The 16,742-nt window shown below is 43.1% G+C and carries 10 protein-coding genes; 5 read left to right on the top strand and 5 right to left on the bottom strand.

What is annotated here, in order from left to right; translation table 11 throughout:
* Positions 1 to 38 precede the first annotated feature (38 nt).
* Complete coding sequence (gene mnmA, locus BFS30_RS23655) at positions 39 to 1,130, top strand: tRNA 2-thiouridine(34) synthase MnmA (protein ID WP_069381554.1); 1,092 nt, start codon at positions 39 to 41, stop codon at positions 1,128 to 1,130.
* A gap of 28 nt (positions 1,131 to 1,158) precedes the next feature.
* Here the strand turns inward: mnmA and BFS30_RS23650 are convergent, their stop codons facing one another.
* The 3 genes from BFS30_RS23650 to BFS30_RS23640 form a co-directional block, all read right to left on the bottom strand.
* Complete coding sequence (locus tag BFS30_RS23650; protein ID WP_083252213.1) at positions 1,159 to 2,106, bottom strand: bifunctional metallophosphatase/5'-nucleotidase; 948 nt, start codon at positions 2,104 to 2,106, stop codon at positions 1,159 to 1,161.
* Complete coding sequence (locus tag BFS30_RS23645; protein ID WP_083252212.1) at positions 2,084 to 2,848, bottom strand: 5'-nucleotidase C-terminal domain-containing protein; 765 nt, start codon at positions 2,846 to 2,848, stop codon at positions 2,084 to 2,086. The genes BFS30_RS23650 and BFS30_RS23645 overlap by 23 nt, the downstream gene beginning before the upstream one ends.
* A 108-nt stretch (positions 2,849 to 2,956) precedes the next feature.
* Positions 2,957 to 3,469 carry a glutathione peroxidase gene (locus BFS30_RS23640; protein WP_069381553.1) on the bottom strand — a complete coding sequence of 171 codons (513 nt, stop codon included), beginning with the start codon at positions 3,467 to 3,469 and terminating at the stop codon, positions 2,957 to 2,959.
* Between the two features lie 299 nt (positions 3,470 to 3,768).
* Here BFS30_RS23640 and topA point away from each other — a divergent pair, with 299 nt between their 5' ends.
* From topA to pbpC, 4 genes are all read left to right on the top strand, one after another.
* On the top strand, positions 3,769 to 6,348 hold the full coding sequence (topA, locus tag BFS30_RS23635; RefSeq protein ID WP_069381552.1) for a type I DNA topoisomerase: 2,580 nt from the start codon (positions 3,769 to 3,771) through the stop codon (positions 6,346 to 6,348).
* A gap of 22 nt (positions 6,349 to 6,370) precedes the next feature.
* Positions 6,371 to 6,775 carry a hypothetical protein gene (locus BFS30_RS23630; RefSeq protein ID WP_069381551.1) on the top strand — a complete coding sequence of 135 codons (405 nt, stop codon included), beginning with the start codon at positions 6,371 to 6,373 and terminating at the stop codon, positions 6,773 to 6,775.
* A gap of 73 nt (positions 6,776 to 6,848) precedes the next feature.
* Positions 6,849 to 12,437 (top strand): alpha-2-macroglobulin family protein, encoded by a 5,589-nt coding sequence (locus BFS30_RS23625; protein WP_069381550.1) that lies wholly within the window; start codon positions 6,849 to 6,851, stop codon positions 12,435 to 12,437.
* A 1-nt stretch (position 12,438) separates the two neighbouring features.
* Positions 12,439 to 14,829: a penicillin-binding protein 1C gene (gene pbpC / locus BFS30_RS23620; RefSeq protein ID WP_069381549.1), complete on the top strand. Its 2,391-nt coding sequence runs from the start codon at positions 12,439 to 12,441 to the stop codon at positions 14,827 to 14,829.
* Here pbpC and BFS30_RS23615 read toward each other — a convergent pair.
* On the bottom strand, positions 14,826 to 15,515 hold the full coding sequence (locus BFS30_RS23615; RefSeq protein WP_069381548.1) for a lysoplasmalogenase: 690 nt from the start codon (positions 15,513 to 15,515) through the stop codon (positions 14,826 to 14,828). The genes pbpC and BFS30_RS23615 overlap by 4 nt on opposite strands.
* Positions 15,490 to 16,716: a sterol desaturase family protein gene (locus tag BFS30_RS23610; protein WP_069381547.1), complete on the bottom strand. Its 1,227-nt coding sequence runs from the start codon at positions 16,714 to 16,716 to the stop codon at positions 15,490 to 15,492. The genes BFS30_RS23615 and BFS30_RS23610 overlap by 26 nt, the downstream gene beginning before the upstream one ends.
* Between the last annotated feature and the right edge of the window lie 26 nt (positions 16,717 to 16,742).

Here is a 16,742-nt window from a genome sequence, read left to right as displayed (position 1 = left end):
CACTAAAAACCGTTATTTTTGCGTCAGAATAAATTATAATGAGTAAACTCGGTAGAATATTGGTAGCCATGAGTGGCGGGGTAGATAGTTCAGTAGCAGCAGTAATGTTACATGAACAAGGATATGAAGTTATCGGATTGACCATGAAGACATGGGACTATGCGACCTCAGGTACCAGCAGTAAGGAAACCGGATGTTGCAGCCTGGACAGCATCAACGATGCCCGTACCCTGGCCGTGAATTACGGATTCCCACACTATATATTAGACATCAGGGATGAATTCGGTGATTATGTAATTGATAACTTCGTTGACGAATATCTTGCAGGCCGTACTCCTAACCCTTGTGTATTATGTAATACCCATATCAAATGGGAAGCTTTATTGAAACGTGCCAATAAACTGGATTGCGAATTTATCGCAACAGGTCATTATGCCAATGTAAGGCAGCACGACAATGGGCGTCATGTGATCTCTAAAGGTCTCGACGAAAACAAAGACCAGTCTTATGTACTCTGGGGAGTTTCTCAGGAAAACCTGGCCCGTACTAAATTTCCTCTGGGTTCTTTTGCCAAGGCAGACATCAGACAAATGGCGCTGGATATGGGACAGGAAGAACTCGCTAAAAAAAGCGAAAGTTATGAGATTTGTTTTGTGCCGGACAATGATTACCGTGCTTTCTTAAAGCATAAAGTTGGTGATCTGGAAGACCGCGTTGCGGGTGGTAATTTTATTACCAGCAATGGAATGGTGGTTGGGCAACATAAAGGATATCCTTTTTACACCATCGGACAAAGAAAAGGATTAGGTATTGCCTTTGGTGAGCCGATGTTTGTGACTCAGATCCTTCCGGAAAGTAATACTGTTGTTCTGGGAAGAGCCGATGAGCTGGAACGCAGAGAAGCATTGGTTAGAAATGTGAACCTGATTAAATATGAGCATATTTTAGAACCCATGGAGAATGTGGTGACTAAAATCCGGTACAAAGATGCAGGGACCTTAAGTACTATTGTACAGGAGAAAGATAAAATGCGTGTGGTATTTGATCATTCAGTATCTGCAATAGCACCTGGTCAGTCTGCCGTATTTTACGAAGGAAACGACCTTCTTGGAGGCGGTTTCCTTTGTTAATTTTTATTGATTTTAGGTTGAGCTAAGCTTAACTATCTAATTGATCTGAAATGGTATAAGGTGCAGCAGTTTTAATACGCTTGCCCTTATATCTTTCAAAATAATAATCCAGTCTGCCGAGGTTAATTCCAGCAAAACCGACCTGATTTATCGTAGTAATTTTACCGTCCAGATTCTGAAGGTCTTCCGGCTGATCCATAAACGTATGGGTATGCCCGCCAATTATCAGGTCTATATTCCTGGTATTTTGAGCCAATACCCGATCCGAATCCCTATTACTGTCGTATCTGTAGCCCAAATGGGACAAGCAAATCACCAGGTCACATTTGAGTTCGTTTTTAAGCAGATTTGCGGTTTTATTCGCTGTCTCTACCGGATCCAGAAACTGTGTTTCTGCATAATTCCTGTCTCCTACCAGCCCTTTGAGTTTAATGCCTATTCCAAACACGCCAATCTTAATGCCCTGTTTCTTAAATATTTTATAAGGCTGAGTGGATTTGTTTAATATGGTATCCGAGAAGTCATAATTGCTGCAAAGGATAGGAAAATTGGCATGTGGCAGTTGTTTGTAAAAACCTTCCAGTCCGTTGTCAAAATCATGGTTTCCCATTGTTGCGGCATCATATTTCATTTCAGACATCAGTCTGATTTCCAGTTCACCACCATATTTATTGAAGTACGGCGTTCCCTGAAAAATATCCCCTGCATCAAAAAGCAGGACATTTTCTTCCTGAGCGCGGATGGCTTTAATCAAAGCAGAACGCCTGGCTGTTCCGCCCAGTCCCTGGTGTCTGGAACCATCCATAGGAAAGGGCTCTATCCTGCTGTGTACATCGTTAGTATGCAGAATGGTTAGCTTAACCAGGTCTCCGGCCGCAATGGCATCAAAGGCATTTAAATTCAGGGCAACAGCTGCTGCTGCCATTCCTCCCGTTTTGAGGAAGTTTCTGCGGTTAATCTTTAGTAATTCTTCCATCTAATTTCGGATTGATCGTTTTTCCTGCGGCTTGATGCTCTTTAATGTAAGTAATCAGCGCATCGCGCATTCTGATTCCCAGGATTTTTTTGTCTATTGGGTTTTTGAAACTCTGTACATTATCTCCTCCCTCGGCTACATAATCTGAAGTCAGGATTTTATAGTTTCGCTTCGGATCTAAAGGTTTTCCATTAATCATTACCTCAGTGGGACGGTTGTCAACAATTTTCATGCGCAACCCGGCGACCGGTTGCCCGCCTGTTCTAGCAATATAACTGAGCAGGTTCTGTACGTCTGAAGGCCCCAGTGTAAAGACCATCATTTCATTTTCAAAAGGCATCACCTCAAAAATATTGGATACTTTAATATCCCCTTTCGGGATGTCAACCCGTAAACCTCCATTGGTAGAGGGCATGGCGAAATCCACAGCCGGATCGTATTTGAGTACCTCATGAAACAGGGCATCAGCAAAAAAGTTTCTCAGGAGGTTTTCGGGGATCTTATCATTCTTCGTCATCAGCACCTCAGCATGTCCGATTACGGTATTCATCTCCTGCTCCATCTTTATCTTGTAAGGCAGATAGGTTTTGATCAGGCTGCTGTCGACCGCCCGTTCCCCATTCATTTTATACTCCGTACGGTTACTTTTTACCAGTCTGTAATTGGCTGTACCGCAGGAAATCAGAAAGAACGGGATGCTTGCTAAAACCAGGTATTTTCTTAGTGGTTGGATATACTGCATAATTATTTCAAAGCCCAAAGTTAAGTTAATCTATGCGTTTTGGGGTTAAAAAAAAGAGAAATCCCGGTTAAGGATTTCTCTTTTTAATGTCTTAAAGGAAAGAATTGATTATAAATTTTTAGTCAGTTCTTCACTCATTGGGGTTACTTTAGATCTGAAGCGGTGTACCAGTTGTCCTTTTTCATTGATCAGGAATTTTTCAAAATTCCAGTTGATGTCCCCTGTGAAATCAGGGTTCTCAATGCTGGTCAGGTACTTGAACAATGGGTTGATGTCTGCTCCTTTTACGCTTACTTTTTCACTTAGTAAAAAGGTTACGCCAAAATTCTTTTTACAGAAATCCTGGATCTCTGCATTGGTAGCCAATTCCTGTCCGCCGAAATTACCTGCAGGAAAGCCAATTAATACGACTTCTTTACCATATTGTTTGTGTAGTTTTTCCAGGGCTTCATACTGTGGGGTATAGCCACATTTCGAAGCGGTATTCACAATCAGGATCTTTTTTCCTTTAAACTTGGACAGCTTTACTTCTTTACCGTCGATGGTTTTGAAGCTGAAATCATAAATGCTTTTTGCCGGTGGCGTAAACATCAGGCTCAGTAATATTAATAATGTATTCATTCTTGGTTTTTTTATAATGTATAAACGAAGTTAAGCACAAAAAGATTTAATATATATAATTAAATAGTAAAGATATGATCCGGTTGTTTCCGGCATCCTGCTGCAGGCGGATCAGGAAGAAAGCCCGGCGGAAGCGGTCCCTGTAAAAGAGTATGGTTCTCATTTTGGTTTAAATATGCTCTAAGTCACCACTTTATCATGGGTAAAATGACACATTTACAAATATTATTACTATAAAAGTCGTGTCGAATTTTGAAATTAGCCTTATTTATAGCTTTATTTGCAGAAAAACGTTCTGAATGGCGAAGAATTTATTAATAGTTGAGTCACCTGCAAAAGCTAAAACCATCGAAGGGTATTTAGGAAAAGATTTCCTTGTTAAATCAAGTTACGGGCATATCCGGGATTTGGTAAAGGGGGACATGGGTATTGATGTAGCCAATAATTTCGCCCAGACCTATGAGGTTCCTGCAGATAAAAAACAGGTCGTAGCAGAACTTAAGAAATTAGCGAAGGAGGCCGAAATGGTATGGCTCGCGTCCGATGAGGACCGTGAGGGAGAAGCGATTTCATGGCATTTATACGAAACATTAGGATTAAAAGAAAATAAAACGAAAAGGATTGTCTTTCACGAGATTACAAAGCCTGCCATATTAAAGGCAATAGAAACTCCTCGTACGATAGATTATAACCTCGTGAATGCCCAGCAAGCCAGACGCGTATTGGACAGACTGGTAGGTTTTGAGCTCTCCCCTGTTTTATGGAAAAAAATAAAACCTTCTTTATCTGCCGGGCGGGTACAGTCTGTGGCTGTTCGTTTGATTGTAGACAGAGAAAGAGAAGTCAATAAATTTAATGCTACTGCGGCATTTAAAGTTTCTGCACAGTTCAGTACCGGAAAAGGTAAGGAAGTAGTAAAGGCCGAATTGCCCCAGCGTTTTGAGCTGGAAGCTGATGCAGAGAAATTTTTAAATGATTGTATTAAAGCAGGTTTTAGCGTGGATAGTCTGGAAACCAGACCTGCGAAAAGAAACCCTGCTCCTCCTTTCACTACTTCGACCTTACAACAGGAAGCCTCTCGTAAACTGGGATATTCAGTGTCAAGGACGATGCAGGTAGCACAGCGCCTGTACGAAAGTGGAAGAATCACCTATATGCGTACCGATTCGGTAAACCTTTCTGAAACTGCATTACAAGCTGCTTCAGCAGAGATCAAATCGGCATGGGGTGATAAATACCATCAGATCAGAACTTATAAAACGAAAACAGCAGGTGCACAGGAAGCTCACGAAGCCATCCGCCCTACTTATTTCAACCACCATACCGTACCCGGCGATAGTTCGGAACAACGCTTATATGAATTGATCTGGAAGCGTGCCATTGCTTCACAGATGAGCGAAGCGTTGTTTGAAAAAACAACAGCACAGATTGCCATCAGTACACGTAAAGAAAATCTGGTTGCTGAAGGTGAAGTACTCAGATTTGATGGTTTCTTAAAGGTATACCTGGAATCAAGCGATGAAGAAGATGTGGAAGATTCCGAAGGGAACAACATGCTTCCTCCATTGTCCAAAGGACAGGAACTGAGCCTGAAAGAGATGAATGCAACGGAGCGTTTCTCCCGTCCTCCTGCCAGATATACTGAGGCAAGTATGATCAAGAAACTGGAAGAACTTGGCATTGGGCGGCCTTCCACGTATGCGCCTACCATCTCTACGATTCAGAACCGTGGTTACGTGGTTAAAGAAGACCGTGATGGTCGTCAGCGTTCCTTCAGTGCAATCGTACTGAGCAATGGCGTGGTGACTAAACAGATAAAAACAGAAATTACAGGGGCAGAGAAATCAAAGCTTTTCCCTACAGATATCGGCGAAGTTGTAAATGACTTCCTGGTCGAACATTTTAAAGGAATTGTCGATTTTAATTTCACTGCGAACGTAGAAAAGGAATTTGATGAAATTGCCCAGGGGCTTCAGGAATGGACAAAAATGCTCCACTCCTTCTATACTCCTTTCCATTTGGAAGTAGAAACTACCCTTGAGAATGCAGACCGTGCCAACGGAGAGCGTTTATTGGGAATTGATCCTGTTTCGGGAAAAAATGTATATGCTAAAGTGGGTAAATTCGGACCATTGGTGCAGATCGGACAGAATGATGATGAGGAAAAACCGCGTTATGCAAGCTTATCCAAATCACAGTCTGTAGCCACGGTAACACTTGAGGATGCATTGGAACAGTTTAAACTTCCTTTCCAGCTGGAAGATTACGAAGGTAAAGAAGTTTCTGTGGGGGTGGGCCGTTTTGGTCCATATGTGAAATGGGGCGATGCCTACATTTCCATTCCTAAAAACGAAGATCCGCTGTCGGTAGACAGAGACCGTGCCATCGAAATTATTGCTGAAAAGGTAAATGCTGATGCACCTGTGGCGCATTATGAAAGTTTACCGGTTACTAAAGGTAAAGGTCGTTTTGGTCCTTTTATCAAATGGAATGACCTCTTCATCAACGTACCTAAAGCTTATAACTTTGATTTCCTGAGCCAGAAAGATATCGAAGAACTGATCGGTAAAAAGGTAGAGAAGGAAGCAAACCGGTTTATCCAGCAATGGACAGCAGAAAAGATTGCCATTGAAAACGGCAGATGGGGACCTTTCATCCGTTTCGGTAAAGACATGCTGAAACTGGGTAAAAACCCGGCTACAGGAGAAAAATATACTCCTGAAGACCTTGCTGGTGTATCTCTTGAAGAAGTAAAGAAACTAATTGTAGAACAGGTACCAAATGCTTTCGAACCTAAAGCGGCCAAGAAAAAAGCAGCGGCGAAGAGCCCGGCAAAAAAGGCTCCGGCAAAAAAGAAAGCAGCAGTAACGAAAAAGTAGGCTTGCCCTGCTTAATGCAGATATGAAGAAAGATCTCCCTGAAAATATAGTAGAAGACATTGCCATTGCAGTGGTGTTGAAGAGTGAAAGTCCTGAAGTAAAGAACTGGACAGTGTACCTGGTTAATCTTAAGGATAAGCCACTGAAGAACGTTTTGATCAGCTCTAAAGGCTATGGTGAAAAGGATGGCAGAATGGTACAAACCTCTGTACTCAGACATTCATTGGGAGACCTTCAGCCGCGCTCTTTTGCCGGCGTTGAAGCGATAGATCCTGAAGTTTTTGGTTTAACCAACGAATATTGGTTAAGCTATTACCTGGACGAGGTGATCTATGATAAAAAGTTTATTTTTCTTCCTGAAAGTATCGTTGATGATAACCTGATCCGTATCCCATTGGTAAATATGCCGGGGGTGATGATAAAATAATTTCGGTTTAGTTTCCTATACCAATCCTTTTTGCTAATTTTCGTACACATCTCCAACTTTACTATAAAAGTGTATGAAATTCACGCAATCCCCGTTTATTCAAAAGAATAAAAAAGGAATTATTATCGGATCAGTAGCGGCAATCGTTATTGGCATTGCTTCCCTCTTCTTTTTTAAAAAAGAAAGACCAAAAGATTATAACCAGGCTTACTCAAAATACATAGAAGCCTATACCTCCGGAACCGTTTCCAAGAAAAGTTTTATACGGCTCCACCTCGCCAGTCAGGTGAAAACCATGAGTGATATCGGGGTGGCTGATTCCCGGGACCTCTTTAGCTTCTCCCCTTCTGTAAAAGGGAAAACCTATTGGATAGATGCTCAAACCCTGGAGTTCAGACCGGATGAGCCTTTAAAACCCGGGGAAGATTACGAGGCGACCTTCCAGCTTAATAAAGTAACAGAGACAGAAAAAGACCTGGAGGAATTTGAATTTAATTTCAGGGTAATCAATCCGGGAATGAGCCTGAGTCAGAATGGACTGGTTTCTCAGAACAATACTGCGCTGGATTATATGAAATTAAGCGGAGAAGTATTGACTTCTGATCAGGAAGATCCTAAACAAATTGAAAAGTCCCTGAAGATAGACTTCTCTCAATCCCTGAAAGTGAAATGGCAACACAATCCTGCTAAAAACACCTCTACTTTCAGCATCGACAGCATCAGGAAAACAAAAAAAGATAACCCATTAAAATTAATCTGGTCCGGTGATGCAATTAATGCACCAGGTAAAGGTGAAGAGGTATTGGAGGTCCCTGCTCAGGGTGTTTTCAAAATATTAAACATGAAAGCGGTACAGGATCTGGAAGATTTTGCACTGGTTCAGTTTTCTGAGCCTGTTCATGTCGCGCAGGACCTGAGTGGACTGATCACCCTTGCCCAACTGTCTGACCTTAGGTTCACCATTGATGCCAGTCAGGTGAAAATTTATTCGGCGGAGTCGCTGGAAGGCAATTATGCACTAACCGTAAATGCCGGTGTCGAAAATATCAATAATGTTAAGCTGCCTTCAGCTAAAACTGCAAATATTGTTTTTGAAAATAAGCTACCTTCAGTAACCATTGCAGGAAGTGGTAGTATCCTCCCTACTTCAGGTAAACTGGTACTGCCCTTTGAAGCGGTAAATTTAAAAGCGGTAGATGTAACAGTGATCAAGATCTACGAAAACAATATCCCGCAATTTTTCCAGACCAATAATTACAAAGACGGACAGGAATTACGACGTGTGGGTAAGCCCATTGTTCAGAAGACCATTCGTTTGGATGAAGATAAGGCATTGGACCTGCATAAGAAAAATAGATTTACCCTGGATCTGGATAAAATTATCCGTACAGAACCGGGTGCCATGTATCGGGTAACGGTTGGTTTCAGAAGAGAATATAACGTCTTTAAATGTGTAGAGACCAAAGCCGAAGACGGAGATACCGAGGGAGATTACGGCGACTACGGTGGCTATGGAGAAAAGATAGATGAAGACGACGATTTCTGGACCCGTTATGCCAACAATTATCCCAATAACTACCGTTGGGAAGATCGGGATAATCCATGTACCCCTTCCTATTATACCAGTGAACGCTGGGCCAGCAGAAACCTGATTGCTTCTAATATCGGACTGATCGCGAAACGCGGTAATGACAACAGTATGATGATCATTGCTACCGATCTTTTGACCGCTAAAACATTGAGTGGTGTTACTTTGGAATTGCTGGATTATCAAAAACAGGTGATCCATACGGTGAAAACAGACGGAGATGGAATGGCTTCATTTGATTTGAAGAAAAAACCATTCCTGTTAATTGCCAGGAATGGCGATGAGCGGGGTTACCTCAAGCTTGATGATGGAAGCTCGCTTCCGTTAAGCAGGTTCGATGTGGGTGGTGATGTGGTGCAAAATGGTTTAAAAGGATTTATCTATGGTGAACGTGGCGTCTGGCGCCCCGGAGATTCGGTATTTCTTTCCTTTATTCTGGAAGATAAACTGAAAAAATTACCAGGAGGTTATCCAGTCACTTTTGAGTTTTATAATCCACAGGGACAACTCGTTAAAAGAGCCATCAATGGAAAACCATTAAATGGATATTATGCTTTTAAAACGGCTACCGAAAGTACGGCCCCTACCGGAAACTGGCTGGCAAAGGTAAAAGCCGGCGGTGCAACATTCTCTAAAACAATTAAGATTGAAACCGTAATGCCGAACAGGCTTAAAATCAACTTTGATTATGGCAACCGACCTTACCTTGGTGTAGGAAACGGAGCTTCAGCAACCCTTTCGGCAGCCTGGCTGTTTGGTGCCCCGGGCAAACACCTGAAAGCCAAGGTTGATGTTAGCCTGAATACCATGCAAACCACTTTTAAGGGGTTTGAAAGCTATAGTTTTGACAACCCTACGGTATCCTTTCAATCGCAGGTGAAAACCATTTTTGAAGGAACCCTGAACGAGAATGGAACCGCGGCTGTAAATACCAATTTAAATGAAAACAATAGTGCTCCTGGAATGCTCAGGGCTAATTTTGCAATTAAAGTATTCGAGGCAGGTGGAAACTTCAGTATAGATAATTTTAGTATACCTTACCATGTTTATACGGACTACTACGGGATTAAAACTCCCGAAGGAGATCGCCTGAGTGGTATGTTGCTGACCGGACAGAACCATAAGATAGACATTGTGAATGTCAACCGGGATGGCAAATTGCTGGCTGGATCAAAATCTGTAGATGTGGAGCTGTATAAAGTGCAGTGGCGCTGGTGGTGGGAACAGGACAATGAAAATTCGTTTGCCAATTTTACACAGAACTCTTATAACAAACTGATCAAAAAAGAAACTGTTCAGATCAGTGGCGGTAAAGCCAGCTGGAACCTGAGAATTGAAGAGCCGGAATGGGGCCGTTATATGATCATTGTAAGGGACCACAATGGTGGCCATGTATCTGGTAAATCAGTATATATCGATTGGCCGGGATGGGCACAGCGTGAACAAAGCAGTAACCCTACTGAGGCATCCATGCTTTCCTTCACGGCGAATAAAACCAAATTTAAAGTAGGCGAAGATATTGTGCTGACCATTCCTTCAGGAAAAGACGGCAGAGCTTTGATTTCTATTGAAAATGGAAGTAAAGTATTGAAAACCTTCTGGACTGATACCAAAGCCGGACAAACGCAATTTAAGTTTAAGGCAGAGAAGAATATGGCTCCCAACGTGTTTGCTAATGTGACTTTATTACAACCGCATGCACAAACACTGAATGACCTTCCAATCCGGATGTATGGCGCTATTCCATTATTAATTGAAGACCCGGAAACGATTTTGAAACCGTTGATCAAAATGGCGGATAAACTGAAACCGGAAACGGAAAGCAGCATTACCATAACCGAGCAAAATGGAAAAGCGATGACTTATACCGTTGCCATTGTAGATGAGGGTTTACTGGACCTCACCAGGTTTAAAACTCCTGATCCTCATGGTATCTTTTATGCCCGTGAAGGTTTGGGCGTAAAAACATGGGATTTATTTGACTATGTCCTGGGTGCATGGGGAGGCAATCTTGAAAGAATCCTGAGCATCGGTGGTGATGGCAGTATCAATAAAAACCTGAACCCTGCGAAAGCCAACCGGTTTGTTCCGGTAGTGAAATATCTGGGGCCTTTTGCTTTGTCTAAAGGATCAAGCAATACCCATAAATTTAAACTGCCTCAATATATAGGTGCGGTCAGGGCGATGGTAGTTGCCGGTCAGGATGGCGCTTATGGTTTTGCCGAAAAAAGTGTACAGGTGAAGAAACCACTGATGTTGCTGGCTACCCTTCCAAGGGTGATCGGTCCTGGTGAAAGCTTTACTCTGCCTGCAACGGTATTTGCCACAGAAAAAAACCTGAAGAATGTAAGCTTACAATTGCAATCTTCAAACCTGGAAGTGATCGGTAGTAAAACCCAGCAGCTCAGCTTCAAACAACCAGGAGAGCAAATGGCTTATTTTGAAATCAAAGTTCCTGAAATAACAGGCATAGCCAAAGTAAAACTGATTGCGCAAAGTGGTGCTGAGAAAACTGCGTATGACGTGGAGCTTGACATCAGAAATCCGAATCCATATGTGACCAATGTGGTACCTATTGTGATCGAGCCAGGTAAAAACTGGGGTACTTCTTATCAGCCTGTAGGCATGGCAGGAACAAATACCGGAAGTGTGGAGTTGTCTGCCATCCCTCCGATCAATCTTAAAAAGCGCCTCAGCTACCTGATGCAATATCCACACGGTTGTGTGGAGCAAACTACATCGGGGGTATTTCCACAACTGTTTCTGAATAAGCTGACACCTTTAACAGAGCAGCAGAAAGTAACAACGGAAAGAAACCTGAAAGCGGGGATTAATAAATTGCGGGGCTTCCAGACCGGCGATGGCGGATTAGGCTACTGGCCGGGAGCAGGTACTTCCGACGAATGGGGAAGTAATTATGCCAGTCACTTCCTTGTTGAGGCACAAAATGCAGGTTATACCCTTCCGGTAGGAATGCTGGACGAATTGTTACGTTACTTAAAAGGCAAAGCAACCAACTGGGCGCCAAACAGCAGTAATTTCTATGGCGGGGATCTTTCCCAGTCTTATCGTTTATATGTGCTTGCCCTGGCTAAAAGACCGGAAATGGCGGCAATGAACAGACTGAAAGCCTTCCAGTATCTCTCTGAAACAGCGAAGTGGAGACTGGCTGCTGCTTATAAGCTTGCCGGGCAAACAGATGCGGCAAATAGCCTGATCAGAGGATTGGCTACAGAAGTAAAACCTTATAACCAGATGGGTGGAACTTATGGGTCTGACGTACGTGATCAGGCGATGATCCTGGAAACCCTGACCCTTCTGGGCCGAAAAGGAGATGCTGCAAAACTCATTCAGCCATTGGCCGCTAAACTGGGCAGGGACGATTGGTACAGCACACAGACTACCGCTTATAGTTTACTGGCCATTGCCAAATTCTGTGGGGCAAATACGAGTTCAAGTTCATTGAAATACAATTATAAGATTGATGGAAAAAGCGGAACCGTAAACTCTGCACAGTTCATGAACGTTACCGATTTGACCTTTAAGGGAAATGGCGTAATGATCAGCAATACAGGCGACCGTGTGCTGTTTGGACGTCTGATCCTTCAGGGACAACCCTCGGCTGGGCAGAACAACTTCCTGCCGAATAACGCAGAAGCTTTAGAAATGAATATCGATTACAAGTTGTTAAATGGAAAATCGCTTGATCCTTCTACCTTAAAACAGGGAACGGATTTTTATGCTGAGGTAACGATTAAAAATCCGGGAAGAATGGGCTATTATGAGCAAATGGCACTAACACAGATCTTCCCTTCCGGCTGGGAGATCATCAACAACAGGATTAACGACAGCGAAAGTGCAGTTGCTTCTTCGCCATATACGTATAGAGACATCAGAGACGATCGTGTATTCACTTACTTCAACCTGAGGGAGAATGAGACAGTTATCTATAAAGTGCTGTTAAACGCTTCCTATATCGGTCGTTATTACCTTTCTGCCGTTCAGTGTGAAGCGATGTATAATAACAATATCAGTGCAACTACGGCAGGGAAATGGGTGCAGGTAATTAAGTAGCATGTTTAAAAAGTTCAGTTACGAACCAAAACTGGTAGTCAGCGATATCATTTGTATTTTATTGCTATGCTGGTTTTGGTTTCTTTTGCCATCAAAATTATTCTTAAGTCCTACTTCATATGTAGTAGAAGCTTCGAATGGGACTTTATTGAGTGCAGCTATTGCCAAAGACGGGCAATGGAGGTTTCCTGTTGCGGATAGTATTCCGGGAAAATTCGAACAATGTATCGTGGCCTTTGAAGATAAACGCTTTTTCAATCACCCTGGAGTAGATTTCCTGGCAATGGCCAGGGCAATGCGGCAGAACCTGAAAGCCAAAGGTGTGGTGAGCGGCGGCAGCACTTTGACGATGCAGGTCATCCGCCTGTCGCGGAAAGAAAGTCGTACGGTCTGGCAAAAGCTGATTGAGGTGATATTGGCTTTTCGTCTTGAACTTACCCATTCTAAAACTGATATCCTTAAATTATATGCTGCAAATGCTCCTTTTGGCAGCAATGTGGTTGGTCTGGAGGCGGCTTCCTGGCGGTACTTTGGGAGAGCTGCCGGAAGTTTATCCTGGGGAGAAATGGCTACTCTGGCTGTCCTTCCGAATAGTCCATCTCTGGTTCATCCTGGTAAAAATGCGGCAAAGCTGATCAGGAAAAGAAATGACCTCCTGGATAAAATCGCAGCGCTCAAAATGATAGACCAGGAAACAGCGAACCTCTCCAAACTGGAGCCGATCCCCGGAAAGCCTCAGCAATTGCCTCAGAATGCCCCACACCTGCTCAACCGGTTTAAAGCAGAAAGGGTTTCCTTAAAAAACAATTCTACCCGTGTCCTTTCGACGCTGGATTATGACCTTCAGCTTAAACTGAATAGTTTATTGAAACGGTACAACAACAGGTACCGTGCCAACGACATCAACAATATTGCGGCATTGGTATTGGATGTCAGAAACGGAACGGTACTCAGTTATGTAGGGAACATTTATCAACCGGAAAATAAGGAACTGGAGAGTCATGTCGACATGATTAAGGCTGCACGTAGTCCGGGCAGTACTTTGAAACCTCTGCTGTATGCCAGTATGCTGAACGATGGTTTTATCCTGCCCCGCACCCTTATTCCCGATGTGCCTACTCAAATCAATGGCTATTCCCCTCAAAATTATGACCTGGGTTATGACGGGGCCATTCCGGCAGATCGTGCACTCAGTCGTTCTTTAAACATCCCTGCAGTCAAAATGCTGCAAAGCTATAAATATCAGCGTTTTTATGATAAGCTTAAGAAAATGGGAATCAGTACATTGAATCAACCTGCAGATCACTATGGCTTATCGCTGATCCTGGGGGGCAGTGAAGTAACGATGTGGGACCTGGCCAAAACTTATATGGGTATGGCAAGGACGCTGAACCACTTTAATGACTATAAAGGAAAGTATAATCCTCATGATTATGATGCTCCCTCCTATGTCAAAAGCAAGAGAGAGGATCGTTTGGATGAGGAAGAAACCGAGCTCAGTTCTACAATCGATCATGGTTCGATCTGGAACACCTTCAACGCGATGGAGGAGCTCATGAGGCCGGGTGAAGAAGGGCTTTGGGAACAGTTTTCCTCTTCACAAAGGGTAGCCTGGAAAACCGGAACCAGCTTTGGGTTCAGGGACGCCTGGGCGATTGGTTTAACGGCGAAATATGTAGTCTGTGTCTGGGTGGGAAATGCCGATGGTGAAGGCCGTCCGGGTTTAACGGGAGTTGATGTTGCCGCCCCGGTACTTTTCGATATCTTCAGGCAGCTGCCTGAAGGGAAATGGTTCCAGATGCCTAAAAATAAACTTCGGAAAATGAAAGTATGCAGACAGAGCGGATATAAGGCCGGAGAGTATTGCAAAGAGACACTGGAGGAGCTGGTGGCCCCGTCCGGAGAGAAAACAGGAATCTGTCCATACCATAAACTCATTCATCTGGACCGTACTTCCAGCTACCGGGTTACTGATCAGTGTGAGCCCATTTCCATGATGGTACATCAGTCCTGGTTTATTCTGCCTCCGGCAATGGAGTATTATTATAAGGTTAAAAACACGGATTATAAGGTATTGCCTCCTTTTAAGCCAGGTTGCTCAGACGCAGGTACTAACTTTGTAATGGAAATGATTTATCCAAAGAACAATGCCAGCATTTATATTCCGGTAGAGTTCGATGGAAGCCGCGGAAAAGTGGTTTTAAATGCAACTCATCGCAATAACAATGCGAAGATATACTGGCATATTGACAATGAATATGTGGCTACGACAACTGCTTATCATCAGCTGGCCATTGCTCCTGCTGCAGGAAAACATACTTTAACCCTGGTAGATGAAAACGGGGAAAGACTTGTGCAGTCTTTTACGATTCTGGAAAAAGAAAAACGCTAGTCATTTTTCAATAGTTTTCTTTCTACCGCACCCATCGTGATCAGGTATTGTGCAGCCATATAACTCGCCATTATAAAGACCCCGGCAAAGTCAAATCCCCTCACAAATTTATTGTAGGCGAGAATAGAATCTGATAGTAGAAAACACAATGCTCCAGCAAGGATCAGGTTAAAGCTAAGCTTGTTTACCCGTTGATTTCTAAACGCAGCCATCATCATCATCATGCTGATCACAAAGGTATACACCATCACCGGAAGCTTCATTTCTCCCAGATGCGGACGAAGAAAGAAATAAAAGGTAATGCTGAAAGCAGCACACAATATAATGGCAATCCTTGCTCCTTTCTTGTCCAGTTCCTGAGCAGATCTGAAGTCAAGATAGAAAGCGCTGATGTAAAATATATGACCAATAAGGAAGGCCAGCAGGCCATACATGAAGTAAGCCGTATGTTGCCAGGCCAGCATCAGCAGCACATCGCCGGCGAGAGCGAAAACCAATCCGGTAAACAAGCGTTTATGAAACCTTCCTTTTAAGCGGGTTTCCATATAGAGCATCACCAACAGAGAAAGTACAATGCAAGGTTTGATCAGATACCTGAGGGTACTTACTTCGTTAAATTCCGCATACACCTGCAGGATAAAGATCAGGGCAAATAAAATATTAAACTTCAGGTATTTCTTCAGCATGTACATTCTTTTTTTGAAGGTTATAAAACCAGATTACCGAGCAGATATTAAGGCCAGAAAATATAACCTGATAGCCGACCGGGAAATCCTGGAGCAAAACTATTAAAATCCCCAATATCAAACGTGCATATTCGAATTTAACCTGCCATTTCTTTTCTTCCAGCAAAGCTCCACAGGTAAGGAGGGTTAAGATCACGAATACCGTGCCGCTGATCAGGGCAGGTACGGGAATGCTGTTATTTAAAAAAAGAATAGCGGAACCGGCAATAAGGCCTACCAGAAACTGAACGATCACATATCCCGTCAACTGCTGATGGTACTGTGGATCGTATTTTTTATATTGTAGCGGGTCGATCTCCGGAGCGGTTTTAAATCCGCCTAGATGTGCAGGAAACCATCCCGGAGGTTTGATAAACACGTTGATTTTATCACGCCAGCGTGGACTTTGTCTTGCCGTTCTCCATAACTCATCCCAATAATGTACATTGGCCCATACCGGGTTCCAGCTGGCCAAGGGAGAGGTTATGCCATAATAAACCTCCTCTTCTTCTTTCTGAAAAGTACCAAAAATACGGTCCCATATGATGAGGGTTCCTGCATGGTTTTTGTCAATATATTTTGGATTGGAACCATGGTGGACCCGATGATGGGAAGGAGTATTTAAAATCCATTCCAAAGGGCCCATGCTTTTTATGGCCCGGGTATGAATCCAGAACTGATACAGGGTGTTGAACGAACTTAAGGTGAGGAACATCAGCGGATCGAATCCCACAAATGCCAGCGGTAAATAAAATACCCAGGAAAACCAGCCCTGAAACCAGGATTGCCTCAAGGCAACGGTCAGATTATATTCTTCCGATTGATGATGTACAATATGAGCAGCCCATAGCGCATTTACCTGATGGCTCATCCGGTGGAACCAGTAATAAAAGAAATCCACACCGATAAACAGGATGATCCAGATCCAGATAGATTGAGGAAGCTCAAATAATCTCCAATGTTCAAAGATGTACTTGTACCCGAAGAACAAGGCTGTTTTCATGAAAATTCCGGTAAGCTGCTGCCCGATACCCAGGCTCAGATTGGAAATGGAATCGTTAAAACGATAATAGTTGAGCTTTTTATAGAAAGACCAGGCCAGTTCTATCCCAATCAAAATGAAAAATACAGGAACAGATAAGGCAATGTAATCTACTTTCATTTTACTAATTTAATAAAAATGACGGT

The sequence above is a fragment of the Pedobacter steynii genome, assembly GCF_001721645.1.
Classification (GTDB): Bacteria; Bacteroidota; Bacteroidia; order Sphingobacteriales; family Sphingobacteriaceae; genus Pedobacter; species Pedobacter steynii_A.
The sequence above is the reverse complement of the archived record's forward strand: the minus strand, read 5'-3'. Positions and strand labels throughout refer to the sequence as shown.